This window comes from Chelativorans sp. J32, from assembly GCF_000518985.1.
In the GTDB taxonomy this organism is placed as follows: domain Bacteria; phylum Pseudomonadota; class Alphaproteobacteria; order Rhizobiales; family Rhizobiaceae; genus Chelativorans.
In genome coordinates, this window is sequence record NZ_JAEQ01000003.1 from 79,807 (window position 1) to 96,221 (window position 16,415).

Here is a 16,415-nt window from a genome sequence, read left to right on the forward strand (position 1 = left end):
AGCCCCGCTTGATGGGCTCAGCCCCGGTATGACAGCAATGGTTATACGGCCGCTTTGAGCACTCCGCGGCGGATCTGGTCTTCCTCGATGGATTCGAAAAGGGCCCGGAAATTGCCTTCGCCGAAGCCTTCGTCACCCTTTCGTTGGATGAACTCGAAGAAGATCGGGCCGATGACCGTCTTGGAGAAGATCTGCAGCAGGATCTTCGTCATGCCGCCATTCACCACGCCTTCGCCGTCGATCAGGATGCCGTGCTTCTTCATCCGTTCGATCGGTTCCGAATGCCCGCTAACGCGTTGGAAGGACATCTCGTAATAGGTTTCCGGCGGGCCGGGCATGAATTGCAGGCCATTATCCGCAAGCCGGTCGGTGGCATCGTAGATGTTCTCCGTGCCCACCGCGATGTGCTGGATGCCTTCGCCCTTATACTTCTTCAGGTACTCGACGATCTGGCTCGTCTCGTCCTTAGATTCGTTGAGCGGGATACGGATCTTGCCGCAGGGGCTGGTGATGGCGCGGCTGACGAGGCCGGTGATGCGGCCGTCTATGTCGAAATAGTGGATCTGCTTGAAGCCGAAGAGCTCGCGGTAAAAGGCCCACCATTTGTCCATATTGCCGCGATAGACGTTGTGCGTGAGGTGGTCGAGATAATAGAAGCCGACGCCTTCCGGCTTGGGGTTGCGTTCGCCCAGCCACTCGAACTCAGCGTCATAGGCAGAGCCCTTCTCGCCATAGCGATCGATGAAATAGAGCAGCGACCCACCGATGCCGACGATTGCCGGCACATCCAGCGTCTTGTCATTGCCTTGATATGGCTCGGCACCCTTTGACACGGCATAGTCGAAGGCATGTTTTGCATCCACCACGCGCCAGGCCATAGAGGGCGCGCAGGGCCCATGCTCTTCCACGAACCGGGAAGCGTGGGAGCCAGGCTCCGCGTTCACGATGTAATTGATATCGCCCTGGCGCCAGACGGTGATGTCCCTGGTCCCGTGCTTGGCGACCGGCGCGAAGCCCATGCGGTTGAAAAGCTCGGCGAGTTTTTCCGGTTCCGGATGCGCGAATTCCACAAACTCGAAACCGTCCGTGCCTGCCGGATTTTCCGGGCTGATGGTGGCCGGCGGCGCATCATGCGGGAAGGGTCCCATGGTCTCCTCCTGTCTCATCCTCGTTGCCGTGATTTTAGCGGAACCGAGGCGCAGGGAGCTTGCATTCATAGGCTTTGAAGGTCTATTTTTGCACGATCCATGTGAGGCTGTCATGAAATCCGCTCAATCCGTGCATCTTGACAAGGCCGACCGCAAAATCCTGTCTCTCCTTCAGGAAGACGCTCGCCTCACCAACAACGACCTGTCGGAGCGAGTGAACCTCTCCGCATCGCAATGTTCCAGACGCCGGCAGAAGCTGGAAGAGGAGGGTGTGATAAAGGCCTATAGGGCGATCCTCGATCGGGACCGGTTGGGCCATTCCCTCGTGAACATGATCACCGTCACTCTTGCCACGCACAATCGGGACAATGCCCGCCGCTTCGCGGAACTCGTGTCTCGGTTGCCGGAGGTTCAAGAGGCTCACGCGCTCACCGGCGAGATGGACTACATCCTGAAGGTGGTCACACCCGACCTGAAATCCCTGTCCGATTTCGTCAACGAGGTCCTATTGCCTCACGAATCGGTGCAGCACGTGAAGACGGCGATCGTGTTGCAGACACTGAAGGAGCATAGCGGGCTGCCGCTCTGAGGACTACGGTCGCCGTTCGGAAAGTCCCGCCGCCCGTTCCAGAAGGGTGAGCGCTTGAAGAATACCTTGCTTCTCCTGTGTACTGAGGTCATCGAGAAACCGGCTTTCAAATACCCGGGCGATCGGCAGGAGATCCCGATAGGCCTTTATCCCCGACGGCGTGAGGCTGAGATGCTCAAGACGACGGTCGTTCGCATCGGGAGTCCGCTTCAGCCATTTGCGCCGCTCCAGCTCTGCCACCGCCCGGCTCACCTTGGTCTTGTGCATGGATGAGTGCTGAGCGATCTCCGTGGCGCTCATGACGCTGAACTGACCAAGGGTGGCAAGCGTCCGCCATTCCGGTCGGGTGAGTCCATATCTCGCTTTATAATTGGCGGAAAACTTGCGGCTGACCGCTTCGGCAAGCCTGTTCAGCCGGTAAGGCAGAAAGCTTTCGAGCGAGAGGATGTCGTCGTCCGGCATTGTCATTATTTGATAGTTACAAAAACAACAGTTACAAATGAAACGAACTCGCGTCAACATGGAGGAACGCCATGGGCCTCTCCTACATGCCCGGCTTCGGGAACGATTTTGAGACCGAAACGCTGCCTGGATCATTGCCGCAAGGCCGGAACTCGCCGCAGCGCCCTGTCTACGGCCTTTATGCCGAGCAATTCTCCGGCTCACCCTTCACCGCGCCACGCGGCATCAACGAGCGCTCCTGGCTTTACCGGATCAGGCCAAGCGTGAAGCATACGGGCCGTTTCAGGTCGACGGAGTACCCATTCTGGAAATCGGCGCCCAATATCGGCGATCACGAGCTACCGCTTGGCCAGCTGCGCTGGAATCCGGTACCGATCCCCAACGAACGCATCGATTTCCTCTCCGGCATCCGCACCATGACGACAGCCGGCGATGTCTTCACGCAAGCTGGCATGGCCGCCCATGTCTATGTGGCCACCTCGAACATGACCAATGATCATTTCTTCAACGCCGACGGCGAGATGCTCGTCGTGCCACAGCTTGGCGGCCTCCGCCTCCTCACGGAAATGGGCATCATCGAAATAAGACCGGGAGAAATCGCGGTTCTGCCCCGCGGCCTGGTGTTCAGGGTCGAGCTTATGGAGGATCACGCCCGCGGTTACATCTGCGAAAACTACGGCGCGAAGTTCACTCTGCCGGATCGGGGACCGATCGGCGCAAACTGCCTGGCCAACCCGCGCGATTTCAAGACGCCCTGCGCCTGGTTCGAGGATCGGGACGAACCCTGCCGGCTGATCGCAAAATGGTGCGGAAAGTTCTTTGCAACCGAAATCGATCATTCCCCGCTGGACGTGGTCGCCTGGCATGGCAATTACGCGCCATACAAATACGATCTCTCGACCTATTCGCCGGTCGGCTCGATCCTCTTCGACCATCCGGATCCATCGATCTTCACGGTCCTCACGGCGCCCTCTGGCGAGGAGGGGACAGCCAATGTGGACTTCGTCATCTTTCCGCCGCGCTGGCAGGTGGCGGAAAACACTTTTCGACCGCCCTGGTACCACCGCAATATCATGAGCGAGTTCATGGGGCTGATCGAGGGCAAGTATGACGCCAAGGAAGAAGGCTTCGTGCCGGGAGGCATCAGCCTGCACAATATGATGCTGGCGCACGGTCCGGATGCGGACGGCTATGAGAAAGCTTCGAGAACCGAACTCAAGCCGATGAAGCTCGAAAGCACCATGGCCTTCATGTTCGAGACACGCTACCCGCAGATGCTCACGCGTTTTGCCGCCGAAAGCGAAGTGCGGCAGGACAATTACATCGATTGCTGGAGCGGTCTGAAAAAGCGCTTCAATGGCACGCCGGAAGGCGACTGGAGCTAACATGAAGCTTGCCACACTCAGAAACGGCTCTCGCGACGGCAGGCTTGTGGTCGTCTCGCGCGATCTGACACGCTGTACGGACGCCTCGTTCCTCGCCCCGACGCTACAGGCAGCGCTTGATGACTGGCGGCGGATTTCGCCGCATCTGGCGGCGTTGGCGGAAACATTGGAGCACGGGGCAGTACCGTCAGAACGCTTTCACGAACACGAAGCCCTCTCGCCCCTGCCGCGCGCCTATCAATGGGCCGACGGCTCGGCCTATGTGAACCATGTCGAGCTCGTGCGGAAGGCGCGCAATGCGGAAATGCCGGAAAGCTTCTGGACCGACCCGCTGATCTATCAGGGCGGATCGGATTCCTTCCTCGCCCCGCGCGACCCGATCGCCATGGCCGACGAAGCCTGGGGCATAGACATGGAAGCCGAGATCGCCGTCATCATCGACGACGTGCCGATGGGGGGGAGCCGCGAGCAGGCCCAAGAGGCGATCAGGCTCCTCATGCTCGTCAACGACGTATCGTTGCGCGGATTGATCCCTGCCGAGCTTGCGAAAGGCTTCGGCTTCTTCCAATCGAAACCATCATCGGCCTTCTCGCCCGTGGCCGTCACGCCTGATGAGCTTGGCGAGGCATGGGACGGCGGGAAGGTTCATCTGCCCCTCCTAGTCGACCTCAACGGAGAGCGGTTCGGCCGCGCCAATGCGGGAATCGACATGACCTTCGATTTCCCGACGCTCATAGCGCATGCGGCGAAAACCCGGCCGCTTTCGGCTGGAACGATCATCGGCTCGGGCACGGTGTCGAACAAGCTCGAAGGCGGCCCCGGCAAGCCTGTCTCCGAAGGAGGAGCTGGCTATTCCTGCATCGCGGAGGTCCGGATGGTGGAGACCATCACCCGCGGCGAGCCGGCAACGCCTTTCCTGCGCTTCGGCGATGTCGTCCGCATCGAAATGCGCGACGCGGGCGCCCGGTCGATCTTCGGTGCCATCGAGCAGACCGTCGTCAAATACGAAGCTGCCTGAGCTGCCCGCTATTCGGCAGGAAATTCACATAGCTCCCGGATCTTTGGGATAGGCCCGCCGGAAGGCTTCCATCCTGCCGCATTCCTCCGCGATCGCGCGGATGCGAGGCATATCTATCAGATCCACACCCCAGCGCTTCGCGTTGTAGACCTGGGGTATGAGGCACAGATCGGCCATGGTCACCTTGTCGCCATGGCAGAACGTGCCGGTCGCCGGGTGATCGAGCAGCGTCTCGAAGGCCGTCAGTCCTTGGCCGATGAATTTCCGCATCCAGGCAGTGCGGACCTCATCACCGCCCGAAGTAAGCGCCAGGATGTGGTTAACGGTCCCGGTGTTGCAGATGGGGTGGATTTCCATTGCAATGGCGTAGGCCAGCATGCGCACCCTTGCGCGGCCTTCCGGGTCCTCGGGCAGAAGCGGGTGGGCACTGCGCGTCTCGCTCAGATATTCGATGATGGCCAGGGATTGGGTGAGCCGCGTGCCGTCGATATCGAGGACGGGGACAAGGCCTTGGGGGTTGCGCGCAAGGTGCTCGCCGCCCTTCTGCTCCCCCTTCAAGAGATCCACCGGGACGGCTTCATAGTCGATCCCGAGGAGGTTTAGCGCGATCCGAACCCGGTAGCTCGCCGAGGAACGCCAATAGTCGTAGAGAACAACCTTGCCCATGGAGCTGCGATCTCCCTGCCAGGAGCCTTGTCCTGATGGGCTACACTGTCCGCCTCGTTCCTGGCAAGCTGCCGCTTGGTTGCGCTTGGCCCTTCGGCCGCCGTTAACGTACAATTGAAGTTTTTCTTTACGATACATTTGCAGCGTGCATGTTATGCGCTATCGGGCAGAGAGGGTTTTGCGAGGCACCAGCCTTCGGCTCGGCTATGAAATAGGGGCGTTTCCGTTTGTGCGGCTTTGGAGGATATTTCGGCGCGGGTGTCGATCCGGCTGACGCCGGGCCGCTGCTCAAGCGCATGGGATCCGCCATCGCGCATCGCGGGCCGGACGAAAGCGGCATCGCCGTGCTCCACGACGCTGGCCTCTGTCATACGCGTCTCTCCATCGTCGGCCTTGCCGACGGCCAGCAGCCCATGTCGCTCGACGGCGGCAGGCTCACGATCGCCTTCAATGGCGAAATTTTCAATTATGTCGAGTTGCGCGAGGGGCTGATTGCGCGCGGACATGTTTTCCGCACGTCCAGCGATACGGAAGTCATCCTTCATCTCTTTGACGAGAAGGGGCCGGACTGCCTCGCCGACCTCAACGGCGATTTCGCCTTCGCCATCTGGGATGCGCCGCGCCGGCGCATGTTTATCGCCCGCGACCGCATGGGTGTGCGCCCGCTGTTTCACACGACTGTCGGAAACACGCTTTTCTTCGCCTCCGAGGTCAAGGCGCTCCTGGAGGTTCCGGGCGTCGAGGCGGAGATGGACCCCATCGCGCTCGACCAAATCTTCACGCTCTGGGCTCCCATTGCGCCACGCACGGCTTTCAAGGGCATCGAGGAACTCGAGCCCGGGCATATGATGATCGTTGAGGAGGGCGGGCGGACGATCCGCCCTTACTGGTCGCTTTCCTTTCCGGACTCGGGCGAGCCGAGCCGCCATACGGACGAGCGCGCCGCGGCGGAAGAGCTGCGCGCGCTTCTCACCGACGCCACGCGGCTTCGCATGCGCGCCGACGTGCCGGTCGGTTCCTATCTCTCCGGCGGGCTCGATTCCTCCGTCATCTCGGCGCTCGCTTCGGGCATGACGCCTGAAACGCTCCGCACCTTCTCGGTCGCCTTCGACAGCGCCGAACATGACGAGAGCGCCTTTCAGAACGAGGTCGCCGCTGCGCTCGGCACGCTCCACGCCACCGTGCGTTGCGGCGAGGGCGACATTGCTGCGGTCTTCCCCGACGTGATCCGCTTCACTGAGCGGCCGATCCTGCGCACCGCGCCCGCGCCGCTCTTCAAGCTCTCGGCGCTGGTGCGCGAGCGGGGACTGAAGGTGGTGCTTACGGGCGAGGGGGCCGACGAGGTCTTCGCCGGCTACGATATATTCAAGGAGGCGCGGGTGCGCCGCTTCTGCGCGCGCCAGCCGGGCTCGCGCATCCGCCCGCATCTTTTCCGCAAGCTCTATCCCTATCTTCCCGGGCTCAAGCAGCAGTCGGCCGAATATCTCGCCGCCTTCTTCGGCGCAGGCGCGGATTTGCCCGAGGACCCACTTTTTTCCCACAAGCCGCGCATCCGCGCGACGGGGGCCGCCAAGCTCTTCTTCTCCGGTGACCTGCGTGAACAGCTTGCCGGTTACGACGCGGCGGAGGATCTCGCCTCGTGCCTGCCGGAGACCTTCTCCCGCTGGCATCCACTCCATCAGGCTCAGTATCTGGAATCCCGCTTCCTGCTTCCGGGCTACATCCTGTCAAGCCAGGGCGACCGCATGGCGATGGCGCATGGCATCGAAGGGCGCTTCCCCTTCCTCGACCACCGGCTTGTCGAGTTCGCAGCGACGCTCCCGCCCGAGATGAAGCTGAAGGGTCTGGTTGAAAAGCACATTCTGCGCGAGGCGACGCGGGACCTTCTGCCGGAAACGATCCTGCGTCGCACCAAGCAGCCCTACCGCGCGCCCGACAGCCAGTCCTTCCGCGGCGCGGGCGAGAAGGATTATGTGCGCGACGCCATGAGCGTCGAAAAGCTGGCCGCCGGCGGCCTCTTCAACCCGGCCTCGGTCTCGAAACTCTTCGCCAAGAGCCGGCAGCAGCCGCTCTCCGGCTTCCGCGACAACGCCGCCTTCGTCGGCATCCTCTCGTCCCAGCTCTGGCTGGAGACCTTCACCGGTTCACGCCGACGCACGGTTAGGGCCGCATAACTGGAGATTGGAATGGCAGAGAGCATCAAGGATCAGGTCAGGGCCTTCATCATCGAGAATTTTCTTTTCGGCGACACATCGGCCCAAATTGATGACGACGCCTCGCTCATCGAGAACGACGTCATCGATTCAACCGGCGTGCTGGAGCTCGTTGCCTTCATCGAGGAGCGTTTCGGCGTGACGATGGCCGATTCCGAGATCGTCCCGGCGAATCTCGATTCGCTCGACCGGATCACTGCCTATGTCGGCTCGAAGACGGGCAAGGAAACATCGCTCAACGCCTGATCGGCGGAGCGGGGAGGCTGTCATGCGTTTCGAGGAATTCCTGCGGGGCAGCGCCTCGCGTCATGGCTCCAAGACGGCCCTGGTCAGCGGCTCCAAACGGCTCACCTATGCCGAGTTCGATGGGCTGACGGATCGCCTCGCCGCTGCGCTGGCCGCCAGGGGCGTGCGCCGCAACGATCGTGTCCTGGTCTTCATGGACAATTCCTGGGAGGCGGCGGTCTCGATCTTCGCGGTGCTGAAGGCTGGAGCCACCTTCAGCCCCATCAATGCTTCCACCAAGGCCGAGAAGCTCGCCTACATCATCGGCAATTGCGAGGCTGCGGCGGTGCTCACCCAGGCGAAGCTGATGCCGGTTGCCGCCGAAGCCCGCGATCTTCATGGGCGGCCGCTCTTGTTGATCTCCACGGAAGGGCGGGGCGGTTTGGTGCCGGAAAGCGCCATTTCCTTTTCGCAGTGCCTGCAAGCCGAGCCGTTGCCGGTCCCCCATCACGGCATCGATGTCGACCTCGCCATGCTCATCTACACCTCCGGCTCCACCGGACGCCCCAAGGGCGTGATGATGACGCATCGGAATATCGAGGCGGCGGCTACCTCCATCACCACCTATCTGCGCAACACGCCTGACGACATCATCCTGGGCGTGCTGCCGCTCGCCTTCGATTATGGCCTCTATCAGCTTCTGATGTCCGTCAAAATGGGCGCTACGCTGGTCCTGGAAAAGTCCTTTGCCTTCCCGCACGCGATCTTTGACCTGATGCGCAAGGAAAAGGTCACCGGGTTCCCGCTGGTGCCCACCATGGCAGCCATGATCTTGCAGATGCGCGATCTGGAGCCCGGTTTCCTGCCCACGCTGCGCTACGTCACCAACACCGCCGCCGCGCTTCCGCCGCCGCACATCGCGCGCCTGCGCGAGCTTTTCCCCGGGGTCGAGCTCTATTCCATGTACGGGCTCACCGAGTGCAAGCGCTGCACCTACCTCCCGCCGGAGGAACTCGACCGACGGCCGGATTCCGTAGGCATCGCCATCCCCAACACCGAAGCCTTCGTGGTGGATGACGAAGGCAAGCCGCTTCCTCCCGGCGAGGTGGGCGAGCTCGTCATCCGCGGCCCCCATGTCATGCAGGGCTACTGGCGCAATGACGAGGCGACCGCGAAAATGCTGCGCCCAGGCCTCAATCCTTGGGAAAAAGTGCTCTATACGGGGGACCTTTTCCGCACGGATGCTGACGGCTTCCTCTATTTCGTCGGCCGCAAGGACGACATCATCAAGACGCGTGGCGAGAAGGTCGCACCCAAGGAGGTGGAGGCGGTGCTGCACACCCATCCTTCCATCGCCGAGGCCGTCGTGGCCGGCGTGGCGGACCCGGTGCTGGGCCACGCCATTGCCGCCATGGTGGTCTCCAGGGACCCGGCCCTCACCGAGCGCGAGGTTATCCGCCACTGTTCGCAGCACCTGGAAGATTTCATGGTGCCCAAGGTCGTGAAATTCGTCTCAGAATTGCCTAAGACCGATACGGGCAAGGTCAGCCGCAGGCTTGCGGCGGAAAGCATAGAGCCAGCCGCATGAACGCACTTCCTTCCTTCTCTGCCGCCACGCTTACAATCGATCCCGCCGTCGAGACGGAGCGGATCGTCGCCGCGCTTCGCGGGCAGCTCCGCTCGCTGCGCAAGCGCGGGCTCGTGTTGGGCGTCTCGGGCGGTATCGATTCCAGCGTTTCCACCGCGCTCGCGGTGCGGGCCGTAGGCGCGCAGAATGTCTGCTGCCTCTTCATGCCCGAGAACGACTCAGATCCCGAGAGCCTTCGCCTTGGGCAGCTCTTGACGCAAACCTTCGGCGTCGAGGGCATTGTCGAGGATATCGGTCCAAGCCTGAAGGCGATGGGTTGCTACGAGCGGCGCGACAGCTTCATCCGCAAGCTCGTGCCGGATTATGGTCCGGGCTGGGCGTCCAAGATCGTCATTGCCAATGCGCTTGAAGGTGCTGCTTACAACATCTCCTGGCTTGTCGTGCAGGACCCGGAAGGAAACCAGAGCAGACACCGCATGACGCCCGAGGTCTATCTCGGCATCGTCGCCGCCACGAATATGAAGCAGCGCACGCGCAAGCAGATCGAGTATTATCACGCCGACCGGCTGAACTTCGCCGTCATAGGCACGCCGAACCGGCTGGAATACGACCAGGGCTTCTTCGTCAAGAATGGCGACGGCGCGGCTGATGTGAAGCCGATCGCCCACCTCTACAAGTCGCAGGTCTATCAGCTCGCCGAATATCTCGGTGTGCCGGAGGAGATCCGCCGCCGCCCGCCGACGACCGACACCTATTCGCTCGCCCACACGCAGGAGGAGTTCTACTTCTCGCTGCCTTACGACCGCATGGACCTCTGCCTCTACGGACTGAATCACGGCGTTCCGGCAAGCGCGGTTGCCGCGGCGGCCGCACTTACCGAGGAGCAGGTTCAGAGTGTGTGGGCCGACATCGCAGCCAAACGCAAAGCGACGCGCTATCTCCATCTCCCGCCGCTCCTGGTGGAAAAGGTGGAAGAAGCCGGCGCCTGAACGCTTTCTCTCAGGGATTGGCCGTAAGCGGATTCAGCCTTCGCCGAGCTTGCGGCTTTCCACCCATGCCTTCGGATCGACACGCGCGCGGAGAAAGCCGACGGGCAGCGCTGCCGCGTGGAAAAGCCAGGCGACCACCACGTAAAGGCCCATGGCGAGGCCGCCCTTGCGCAAGGACATGACCGCCACGGCGAAGACAAAGGTTGCAAGCACGATTATGAGCGCCATGAGCTTGTTGGGGAGAAAGATCAGGATCGCCAGGCAGAAGGCCATCCAAGCCAGCACAAGCGCCCAGAGGCGTAGCTCGGGCAGCTCCCTCAAGAGCCGTGTGAAGTGAGGCTTGCCCGCGGCGGCACGCAGCAACTCTCCAATGCCGAAAAGATATTTGCTCTTCCAGCGCCTCACGAGGAGGCGATAGGAATTTTCGACGTGGCCGTAATGCTGCACGAAGCGCCTGTCGAGGCGAACGAGACGCCATCCGGCGCTGCGCAGACGGATGCCGAGATCGAACTCCTCATAACCGTGCAGATTGCGGTCGGTAAGATAGCCCACACTTTCAATCGCCGCACGGCGGTAAAGCCCGCCGCCATTCATGCGGTCGATCTCGCCCACACGGTTTTCTGGCGCGTTCCTCGTCACCCGGCGGGAAAATTCCAGGTTCGAAAGGTTCATCTCCTGGACATGGCCAGTGACCCCAGCCACATCGGGATGGTCCTGCAGATATTTGATCGCCTCGGCAAGAAAGCCTGGGTCGAGATCCATGTCACCGTCGAGAAGGCAGACGAAATCATAATGGGCGTATTGGAATCCGAGCTGGCCGCCAATGCCGCAACTCGGCTTTGCGGGGTCGACGATCTGCACCATTGTGGCAGGATATTGCGAAACGATCTCGGCCGTCCGGTCGGTGGACCCGCTATCGGCGACGATCACCTCTCCCTGGCCAGCGGGCAGGCCGGCGAGCGCATGCTCGATGGTGGAGGCGATCCGCTTCTCCTCATTGAGGGTCTTGATGACGATACTGACCGTCAATTCCATCTCCGTGCCAGGCGTTGGTTAAGCAGGCGCAGGAGAAGCCATGTGCCGGTCACGCCGCCAATCCCGCCGGCAAGCTTTACGGCAAAGTCCGCAAACCGGGCATGGCGGTCGCTGAGCGTCAATTGCAGGAGTTCAAGGCCGGCGGCAGCCAAAACAACGGCCAGCAGAACGAGAAGAATGCGCCTGGGGAAAGCGATCGCATAAAGGGCCCCCAGCACCGCGAAAGCGGCGAAGTGCTCGAAATGAACCGGAAATTGCGTGCGCGGCCGCATGTTCAGCGGTGAGAGCGTGGCATAGAGGATGATCGCCAGGATCAGGAAAGGCGCTGCCATGCGTGCCCAATCGAGCAGTTTCGGCGCCAGCCGCCGACGCATGAAGCCGCCCGAGATGATCTGTGTTTCTTCCGTTACGCGCATTTCTACCTGATGTTGTGTCAGTGCGGGAGCAGCGAGCGATAGACGAGTGCCGTGCGCTCCGCAATGGACGGCCATCCATATTGCTCTTCGATTTCTCGCGCCTTCTCGCGTCGTTCCTCCGGCGAATGGGGATGGGCGAGTTTGCGGTCGATGGCGGCAGCCAGCGCGTCCGTATCGCCAAGGGGGAAATAGTCCTCGGGCGGAAGGCCCACTTCCAGATTGGCGGAGATATCGCTGGCAAGGACCGGCAGCCCATTGCCAAGCGCTTCCAGAAGAGCGATGGGCATCCCTTCGTGGCTGGATGGCAGGACAAAGAGAGCCGCATTTGCAAACAGGGCTGCAAGATTGTTCCCGGTTTGGAAACCGGTCATGATAACGCCGGGCACCTCGGCGGCTCTTTCCTTCAATCTCTTGGAATAAGGCGTCTCGAACTCGCTGCCGCCAACGATCACCAGCCTGTAGCCCGGCCGGTTCAGCTTGGAGAAGGCCTCGATCAGGTCGGTCTGGCGTTTCTCCGGCACTAGCCGGGCAACCGTCAGGATATAGCCCTGTTCGTTCAGACCGAATTGCGCAAGAGCGCCGGCCGCGTCTTCGGTGGTGTGGATCGCCACCCCATTCGGGATGAAGCTCACCGGTACGCCGTAGCGGCTTTGCATCGTGTCTGCGACACCGGCCGCGACGGCGATGCGCCTATTGGCGAATTTCATGCCGAGCGCTTCCCCAAGCTTCAGCATCTTTTTTGCGAAGCGGCCCCATTTCTGCCGATCATAATCGAACCCGTGATGGGTCACGACGATCCTGAGGCGCAAGAGTCGAGCAAGCGGTACCACAAGCGAGGGCCCGATTGCGTGAATATGCAGGATGTCGGGACGGCGGAAGGCTGAATAGAGGACGCCCAGGAAGGTATGGATGGCAGCTTCAAGCGCCTGCTTTCGCGGCGACCAGAGCGGCACCACCTTGATGCCATCCCAGACGACCGGTTTCTTCTCTTTCAGATACTGCCGGCGCCCTATGACGGTGACGTCCCATCCCAGGTGCAGCAGTTCCCGGCCCAATATCTCCACATGCCGTTCGACACCGCCCTGGACGTTCGGTATCCCGCGTAGCCCGAGCATCGTGACGCGGCCTGTGACCTCTGACGGGTTCCGCGCCGCCCCGTCATCGGCCGCGTGCTCCTGCCCATCGAGGCGGAGACTCGCGCCGGCGGCGGCATCTTTGCCACCAGCTTCTGTCCCACTTCGAAACGATGCCCCCAAACTATCCATGACCTATAATGAAGATATGACCGAAGCCGAATTAGAGCTTACGTTCCATAAGGCCTTACCGCCGCAAGGTCCAATGGTGTCAGCGTCGCATAGAGGTCGAGCATCCGCCGCTTATAAGCCTGGGGAGAGAATTCTTCCTGGATCCAAGCCCTGCCTAGCCGTCCCATAGCCGTGCGGTCAGCCGCCGAAAGCGATGCCAGTTCGTTCAAGGCCTGGGCGAGGTCGTCCGGCGAGCCAGCTTTTGCGATCCTCCCCGTCTCTCCCTCCTTGATCATTTCCGGAATGCCGCCGATCGCGGAGCCGATCACCGGGCGGCCGAGAGCATAGGCCTCCAGAATGCTGATCGGTGCGTTCTCATACCATTCGGACGGTAGAACCAGCGCCTTCGATTCGCCGATGAGCCTGTGGAGATTTTCTCCCGAAACATAGCCCGCGAACATGACGTCGGCATTCACCGTGCGAGCGAGATCCCGTAGCGCGTTCTCCTCGGGGCCCGTGCCGGCGATAACCAGCTTTTGCCCTGCAAGCGCTGCCGCGCGGATCAAGGTTGCGATGCCCTTTTCCGGCGCAAGCCGGCCAGCATAGACGAAATAGTCCTGCTCTATCCAGTCGGCCTTCATTTGCGAGGCGTCCACGAAATTCGGAATGTAAACCAGCTTTTCCGGCGGCCATCCCCATTCGATGAGCTTCTCGCGGTAGAAGCGGCTCGGCACGACGATACGGTCGATCTTGTCGCGGTAGAGACCGAGAAGCCGGTGGACCAGCGTTTCGATGAACACCACCCCGCTGACCGCAGCCGAATCCTTTACGCAGCGATTGAGCGCGACCTTGTAGATGTGGCCGCCTTTGCACTGCTCGCAAATCGAGCCCTGCCGCAGCATCTTGTAGGCGGGGCAGGCGAGCTTCAGGTCATGCGCCGTCATGACGACCGGAACGCCGGCGTTTTTTAAGGTGGAGAAGATCGCGGGCGACAGGTGGTGATAGACATTGTGGGCGTGGGCGATCATGGGCGGGGCAGCCGCGATCAGTTGCGCGAGCTTTCGCTGCGCCTCGAACGAATAGATGACCTTTGCAGCGTCCAACGCTTTTGTAACGAAGCCTTGTTGATTGCCGTATTCTATCTCCGAAACGAAGTAGTCAGACCATTTGGACGGTTCGTTTTTCTCGTGCTTCATCGCGAACGGCACGACGTCCCAGCCCATTTCGGCAAAGAGCGACATATGGTCGAAGAAGACCGCTTCGGCTCCGCCGCGGCGGTAGAAATAGTTGTTGATCGCCAGGAGGCGCGGCCCATCCGTCCGCATGATCGGTGGCGCCACGGTTCAGGCCTCCCAGCCAAGCAGTGAAACAGCTTCGCCCATGGTGACGATCCGGCAATTCTTCGACATTGCGTAGGAAACCAGATGATCGAAGGTCTCGGGCGTGCAGCCGAACGGCGTGGGGGTCTCCACGATGTCGTGGGTGAAGAAGATCAGCCACCCCGGCTCGACGGCCACATTGTCGATCCAGCCGGTGAGGGTCCGCGCATATTCCTCGGGCTGGCGGATTTCCACTCCCTTCAACATCAGGTGGTCCGCCCTGCCACGGTTGATCGCCTCGCCTGCCCCCCTGCAGGCGGCGTAGCGGGAGGAAAGCACCCGTCTTGCTGACGGCCAGGCGGCATTGAATGGATAGGAGAAGCTGCGGATCGGCTGCTCCACGCCAGCTCCTCGCAAATAAGCTTCGTTCCTGGCCAGGTCTTCCTCAAGCCCGCTTCCGATCGTCCTGAGCTTGCGGTGGGCAAAGGTGTGGCAGCCGATTTCATGGCCTCGCATCGAGAGTTCGCGGCAGCCTTCGGGCGAGATCAACCTGCGGCCGGGCTCTACATGCGAAGCTATGCCGCCGGAAATGTAGAATGTGCCGCGGGCGCCATATCGTTCCAGAATCCGAGCGCCATTGGTGAGTGCGGTCTCGGGCACGTCGTCGAAGGTGAACGTGACGAGCGGCGTGTCTGTCGCGACCTCCCGCTCCCGGCTGCCCATTTTCCAAAGAAAGCGATTGACCGCACGATCGATCAGCTCGCCCGTATCCGCGACGCCCCCCACCATTTCCTATGTTCCCCCCGTTGCCCGAGAATGGATTATCCGGGTAGAGGCCGAAGCCTGAAGCCGAAATCCGTAAAGCGCCAGCATGAAGGTGAACCAGAGCATGTTGCCACCTTCAAAGAACAGGCTTTCGAGACCGGCATTGAAAAGCGTGTACAGCCAAACGCGAAAATAAAGCCGCATCAGCGGCGAGTGCTGCTCTTCCGGCTTCACCCGAGCGATATCGCGAAGGGGAAGAAAGAGCACCCAGATCAGCGTCAGCAGCAAGCCCGGAACACCGGTCATAAGCGTGATGTCGAGAAACGAATTGTGCCCGTTGGCGGCCGCAACCGCCCATGTCTCGATCGAACCGCCGCTGTAGACAAGTTCTTCCGTCTGCCAGAACCCCTTAAAGCCGTAGCCCAGTATGGGGTTTTCCGCAATCGCGCCGAACGCAAAGCGCCAGATATCTGCGCGGTTCGTAAATGTCGCGTCAATCCCGAGATTGGTGAGAAACGCGCCGAAAGGCTCTATGACAGCCGCCCCGACAGCGAGCAAGTTGAACAGCGCGACGCCGCCAACCGCAATGGGCACGCGCAGAAAGCGGAAACGCTCGAACGCCCAGGCCACGATGAGAGTGGCCGGAAGCATTGCGCTGGATGTCTTTCCTCCCGTATGGATCAGGAAGAAGACCGCCATCACCACGATGAGGCCGCCCAGGAGGCGCGACCACGCGGCCATGACGAAAAGCCCGAAGAACGAAGCTATCACCATAGCCGCCGCGGCACTGTTCTTGTGCGGGAAGTGGCCGCGCCAAAGCCCGGCATTCATCGGCTCGCGCAATTCGGTGGCTTGGTGAATGGAGACATTAGGCTCGAAAAGCACACCGTAATAGGAAAGCAGAAGCGCTGCCAGGGTCCCCAGGGCAAGCATCACCGCAAAGTGCCGCTCCGATACCGGAATCAAGAGATATATGCTGGCATTCACCGTCATGATGACGGCCAGGACAACCCCCTTTATCCCGAGCATCGGTTCGTTCGAGAGGATCGAGACGAACAGAAACCATGCGAAGAGGGGAATGAGGACAAGACGCGGCTGGAGGATCTGATTTCGCAGCGCGTGGAACAATCCGAAGAGCAGGATCAGGCCTGACAGCCCGAGGGAGACGATCTGATTTAGCCTATTTGAATTTCCCGCCGAAGGATCGAGCACGGCCTCACCGGTCAGATCCACGAACGGGTTGAGAGAAATCCAGAAGAACAGGAACAGCGCCATGAACAGCACCGTACGTGCTGCTGTGTTGGCCGCCCTTTCCGGCAGATCGACGGCGCTCAGCTCGGCGGTCTGCATTGG

General features: G+C 61.2%; 16 protein-coding genes. 7 read left to right on the forward strand and 9 right to left on the reverse strand.

The window, feature by feature from the left end:
* Positions 1-41: 41 nt before the first annotated feature.
* The gene (gene hppD, locus CHEJ32_RS0105955; protein WP_028033033.1) at positions 42-1,148 is read right to left on the reverse strand and encodes a 4-hydroxyphenylpyruvate dioxygenase; all 1,107 of its coding nucleotides are present in this window, start codon (positions 1,146-1,148) and stop codon (positions 42-44) included.
* Between the two features lie 112 nt (positions 1,149-1,260).
* Between hppD and CHEJ32_RS0105960 the strand changes: the two genes are divergently transcribed.
* On the forward strand, positions 1,261-1,737 hold the full coding sequence (locus CHEJ32_RS0105960) for an Lrp/AsnC family transcriptional regulator (protein WP_034658024.1): 477 nt from the start codon (positions 1,261-1,263) through the stop codon (positions 1,735-1,737).
* 3 nt (positions 1,738-1,740) lie between these two features.
* On the opposite strand, the gene CHEJ32_RS0105965 is transcribed toward CHEJ32_RS0105960, so the two are convergent.
* On the reverse strand, positions 1,741-2,199 hold the full coding sequence (locus tag CHEJ32_RS0105965) for a MarR family winged helix-turn-helix transcriptional regulator (RefSeq protein WP_028033035.1): 459 nt from the start codon (positions 2,197-2,199) through the stop codon (positions 1,741-1,743).
* Positions 2,200-2,270: 71 nt separating this feature from the next.
* Between CHEJ32_RS0105965 and hmgA the strand changes: the two genes are divergently transcribed.
* On the forward strand, positions 2,271-3,584 hold the full coding sequence (gene hmgA, locus CHEJ32_RS0105970) for a homogentisate 1,2-dioxygenase (RefSeq protein ID WP_028033036.1): 1,314 nt from the start codon (positions 2,271-2,273) through the stop codon (positions 3,582-3,584).
* A gap of 1 nt (position 3,585) precedes the next feature.
* Positions 3,586-4,602 (forward strand): fumarylacetoacetate hydrolase family protein, encoded by a 1,017-nt coding sequence (locus CHEJ32_RS0105975; protein WP_028033037.1) that lies wholly within the window; start codon positions 3,586-3,588, stop codon positions 4,600-4,602.
* A gap of 24 nt (positions 4,603-4,626) precedes the next feature.
* On the opposite strand, the gene maiA is transcribed toward CHEJ32_RS0105975, so the two are convergent.
* A complete protein-coding gene (gene maiA / locus CHEJ32_RS0105980; protein ID WP_028033038.1) occupies positions 4,627-5,268 on the reverse strand; it encodes a maleylacetoacetate isomerase in 642 nt (213 codons plus the stop codon).
* A gap of 227 nt (positions 5,269-5,495) precedes the next feature.
* On the opposite strand from maiA, the gene asnB reads away from it, so the two are divergent.
* The 4 genes from asnB to nadE are packed head-to-tail and all read left to right on the forward strand — an operon-like array spanning position 5,496 to position 10,283.
* Positions 5,496-7,442, forward strand: coding sequence for an asparagine synthase (glutamine-hydrolyzing) (asnB, locus tag CHEJ32_RS0105985; RefSeq protein WP_028033039.1), 1,947 nt, complete (start codon positions 5,496-5,498; stop codon positions 7,440-7,442).
* Positions 7,443-7,454: 12 nt separating this feature from the next.
* Positions 7,455-7,727: an acyl carrier protein gene (locus tag CHEJ32_RS0105990; protein ID WP_028033040.1), complete on the forward strand. Its 273-nt coding sequence runs from the start codon at positions 7,455-7,457 to the stop codon at positions 7,725-7,727.
* Positions 7,728-7,749: 22 nt separating this feature from the next.
* Positions 7,750-9,294, forward strand: a complete 1,545-nt coding sequence (locus CHEJ32_RS0105995; protein WP_028033041.1) for a class I adenylate-forming enzyme family protein — start codon at positions 7,750-7,752, stop codon at positions 9,292-9,294.
* Positions 9,291-10,283, forward strand: a complete 993-nt coding sequence (gene nadE / locus CHEJ32_RS0106000) for an NAD(+) synthase (RefSeq protein ID WP_028033042.1) — start codon at positions 9,291-9,293, stop codon at positions 10,281-10,283. The genes CHEJ32_RS0105995 and nadE overlap by 4 nt, the downstream gene beginning before the upstream one ends.
* Before the next feature lie 33 nt (positions 10,284-10,316).
* Here the strand turns inward: nadE and CHEJ32_RS0106005 are convergent, their stop codons facing one another.
* The 6 genes from CHEJ32_RS0106005 to CHEJ32_RS0106030 all read right to left on the reverse strand — a co-directional run bounded on the left by CHEJ32_RS0106005 (position 10,317) and on the right by CHEJ32_RS0106030 (position 16,412).
* Entirely contained in the window at positions 10,317-11,312 is a 996-nt protein-coding gene (locus CHEJ32_RS0106005; RefSeq protein WP_028033043.1) for a glycosyltransferase family 2 protein, read from the reverse strand.
* Positions 11,309-11,734, reverse strand: coding sequence for a VanZ family protein (locus tag CHEJ32_RS0106010; RefSeq protein WP_245260998.1), 426 nt, complete (start codon positions 11,732-11,734; stop codon positions 11,309-11,311). Before CHEJ32_RS0106010 ends, CHEJ32_RS0106005 begins: the two co-directional genes overlap by 4 nt.
* Before the next feature lie 17 nt (positions 11,735-11,751).
* Positions 11,752-12,849, reverse strand: a complete 1,098-nt coding sequence (locus tag CHEJ32_RS0106015) for a glycosyltransferase family 4 protein (protein WP_028033045.1) — start codon at positions 12,847-12,849, stop codon at positions 11,752-11,754.
* A 188-nt stretch (positions 12,850-13,037) separates the two neighbouring features.
* Entirely contained in the window at positions 13,038-14,303 is a 1,266-nt protein-coding gene (locus CHEJ32_RS0106020; protein WP_034658025.1) for a glycosyltransferase family 4 protein, read from the reverse strand.
* 18 nt (positions 14,304-14,321) lie between these two features.
* A complete protein-coding gene (locus CHEJ32_RS0106025) occupies positions 14,322-15,086 on the reverse strand; it encodes a polysaccharide deacetylase family protein (RefSeq protein WP_028033047.1) in 765 nt (254 codons plus the stop codon).
* Positions 15,087-15,089: 3 nt separating this feature from the next.
* Positions 15,090-16,412 (reverse strand): O-antigen ligase, encoded by a 1,323-nt coding sequence (locus tag CHEJ32_RS0106030; protein ID WP_084032699.1) that lies wholly within the window; start codon positions 16,410-16,412, stop codon positions 15,090-15,092.
* Positions 16,413-16,415: the final 3 nt, after the last annotated feature.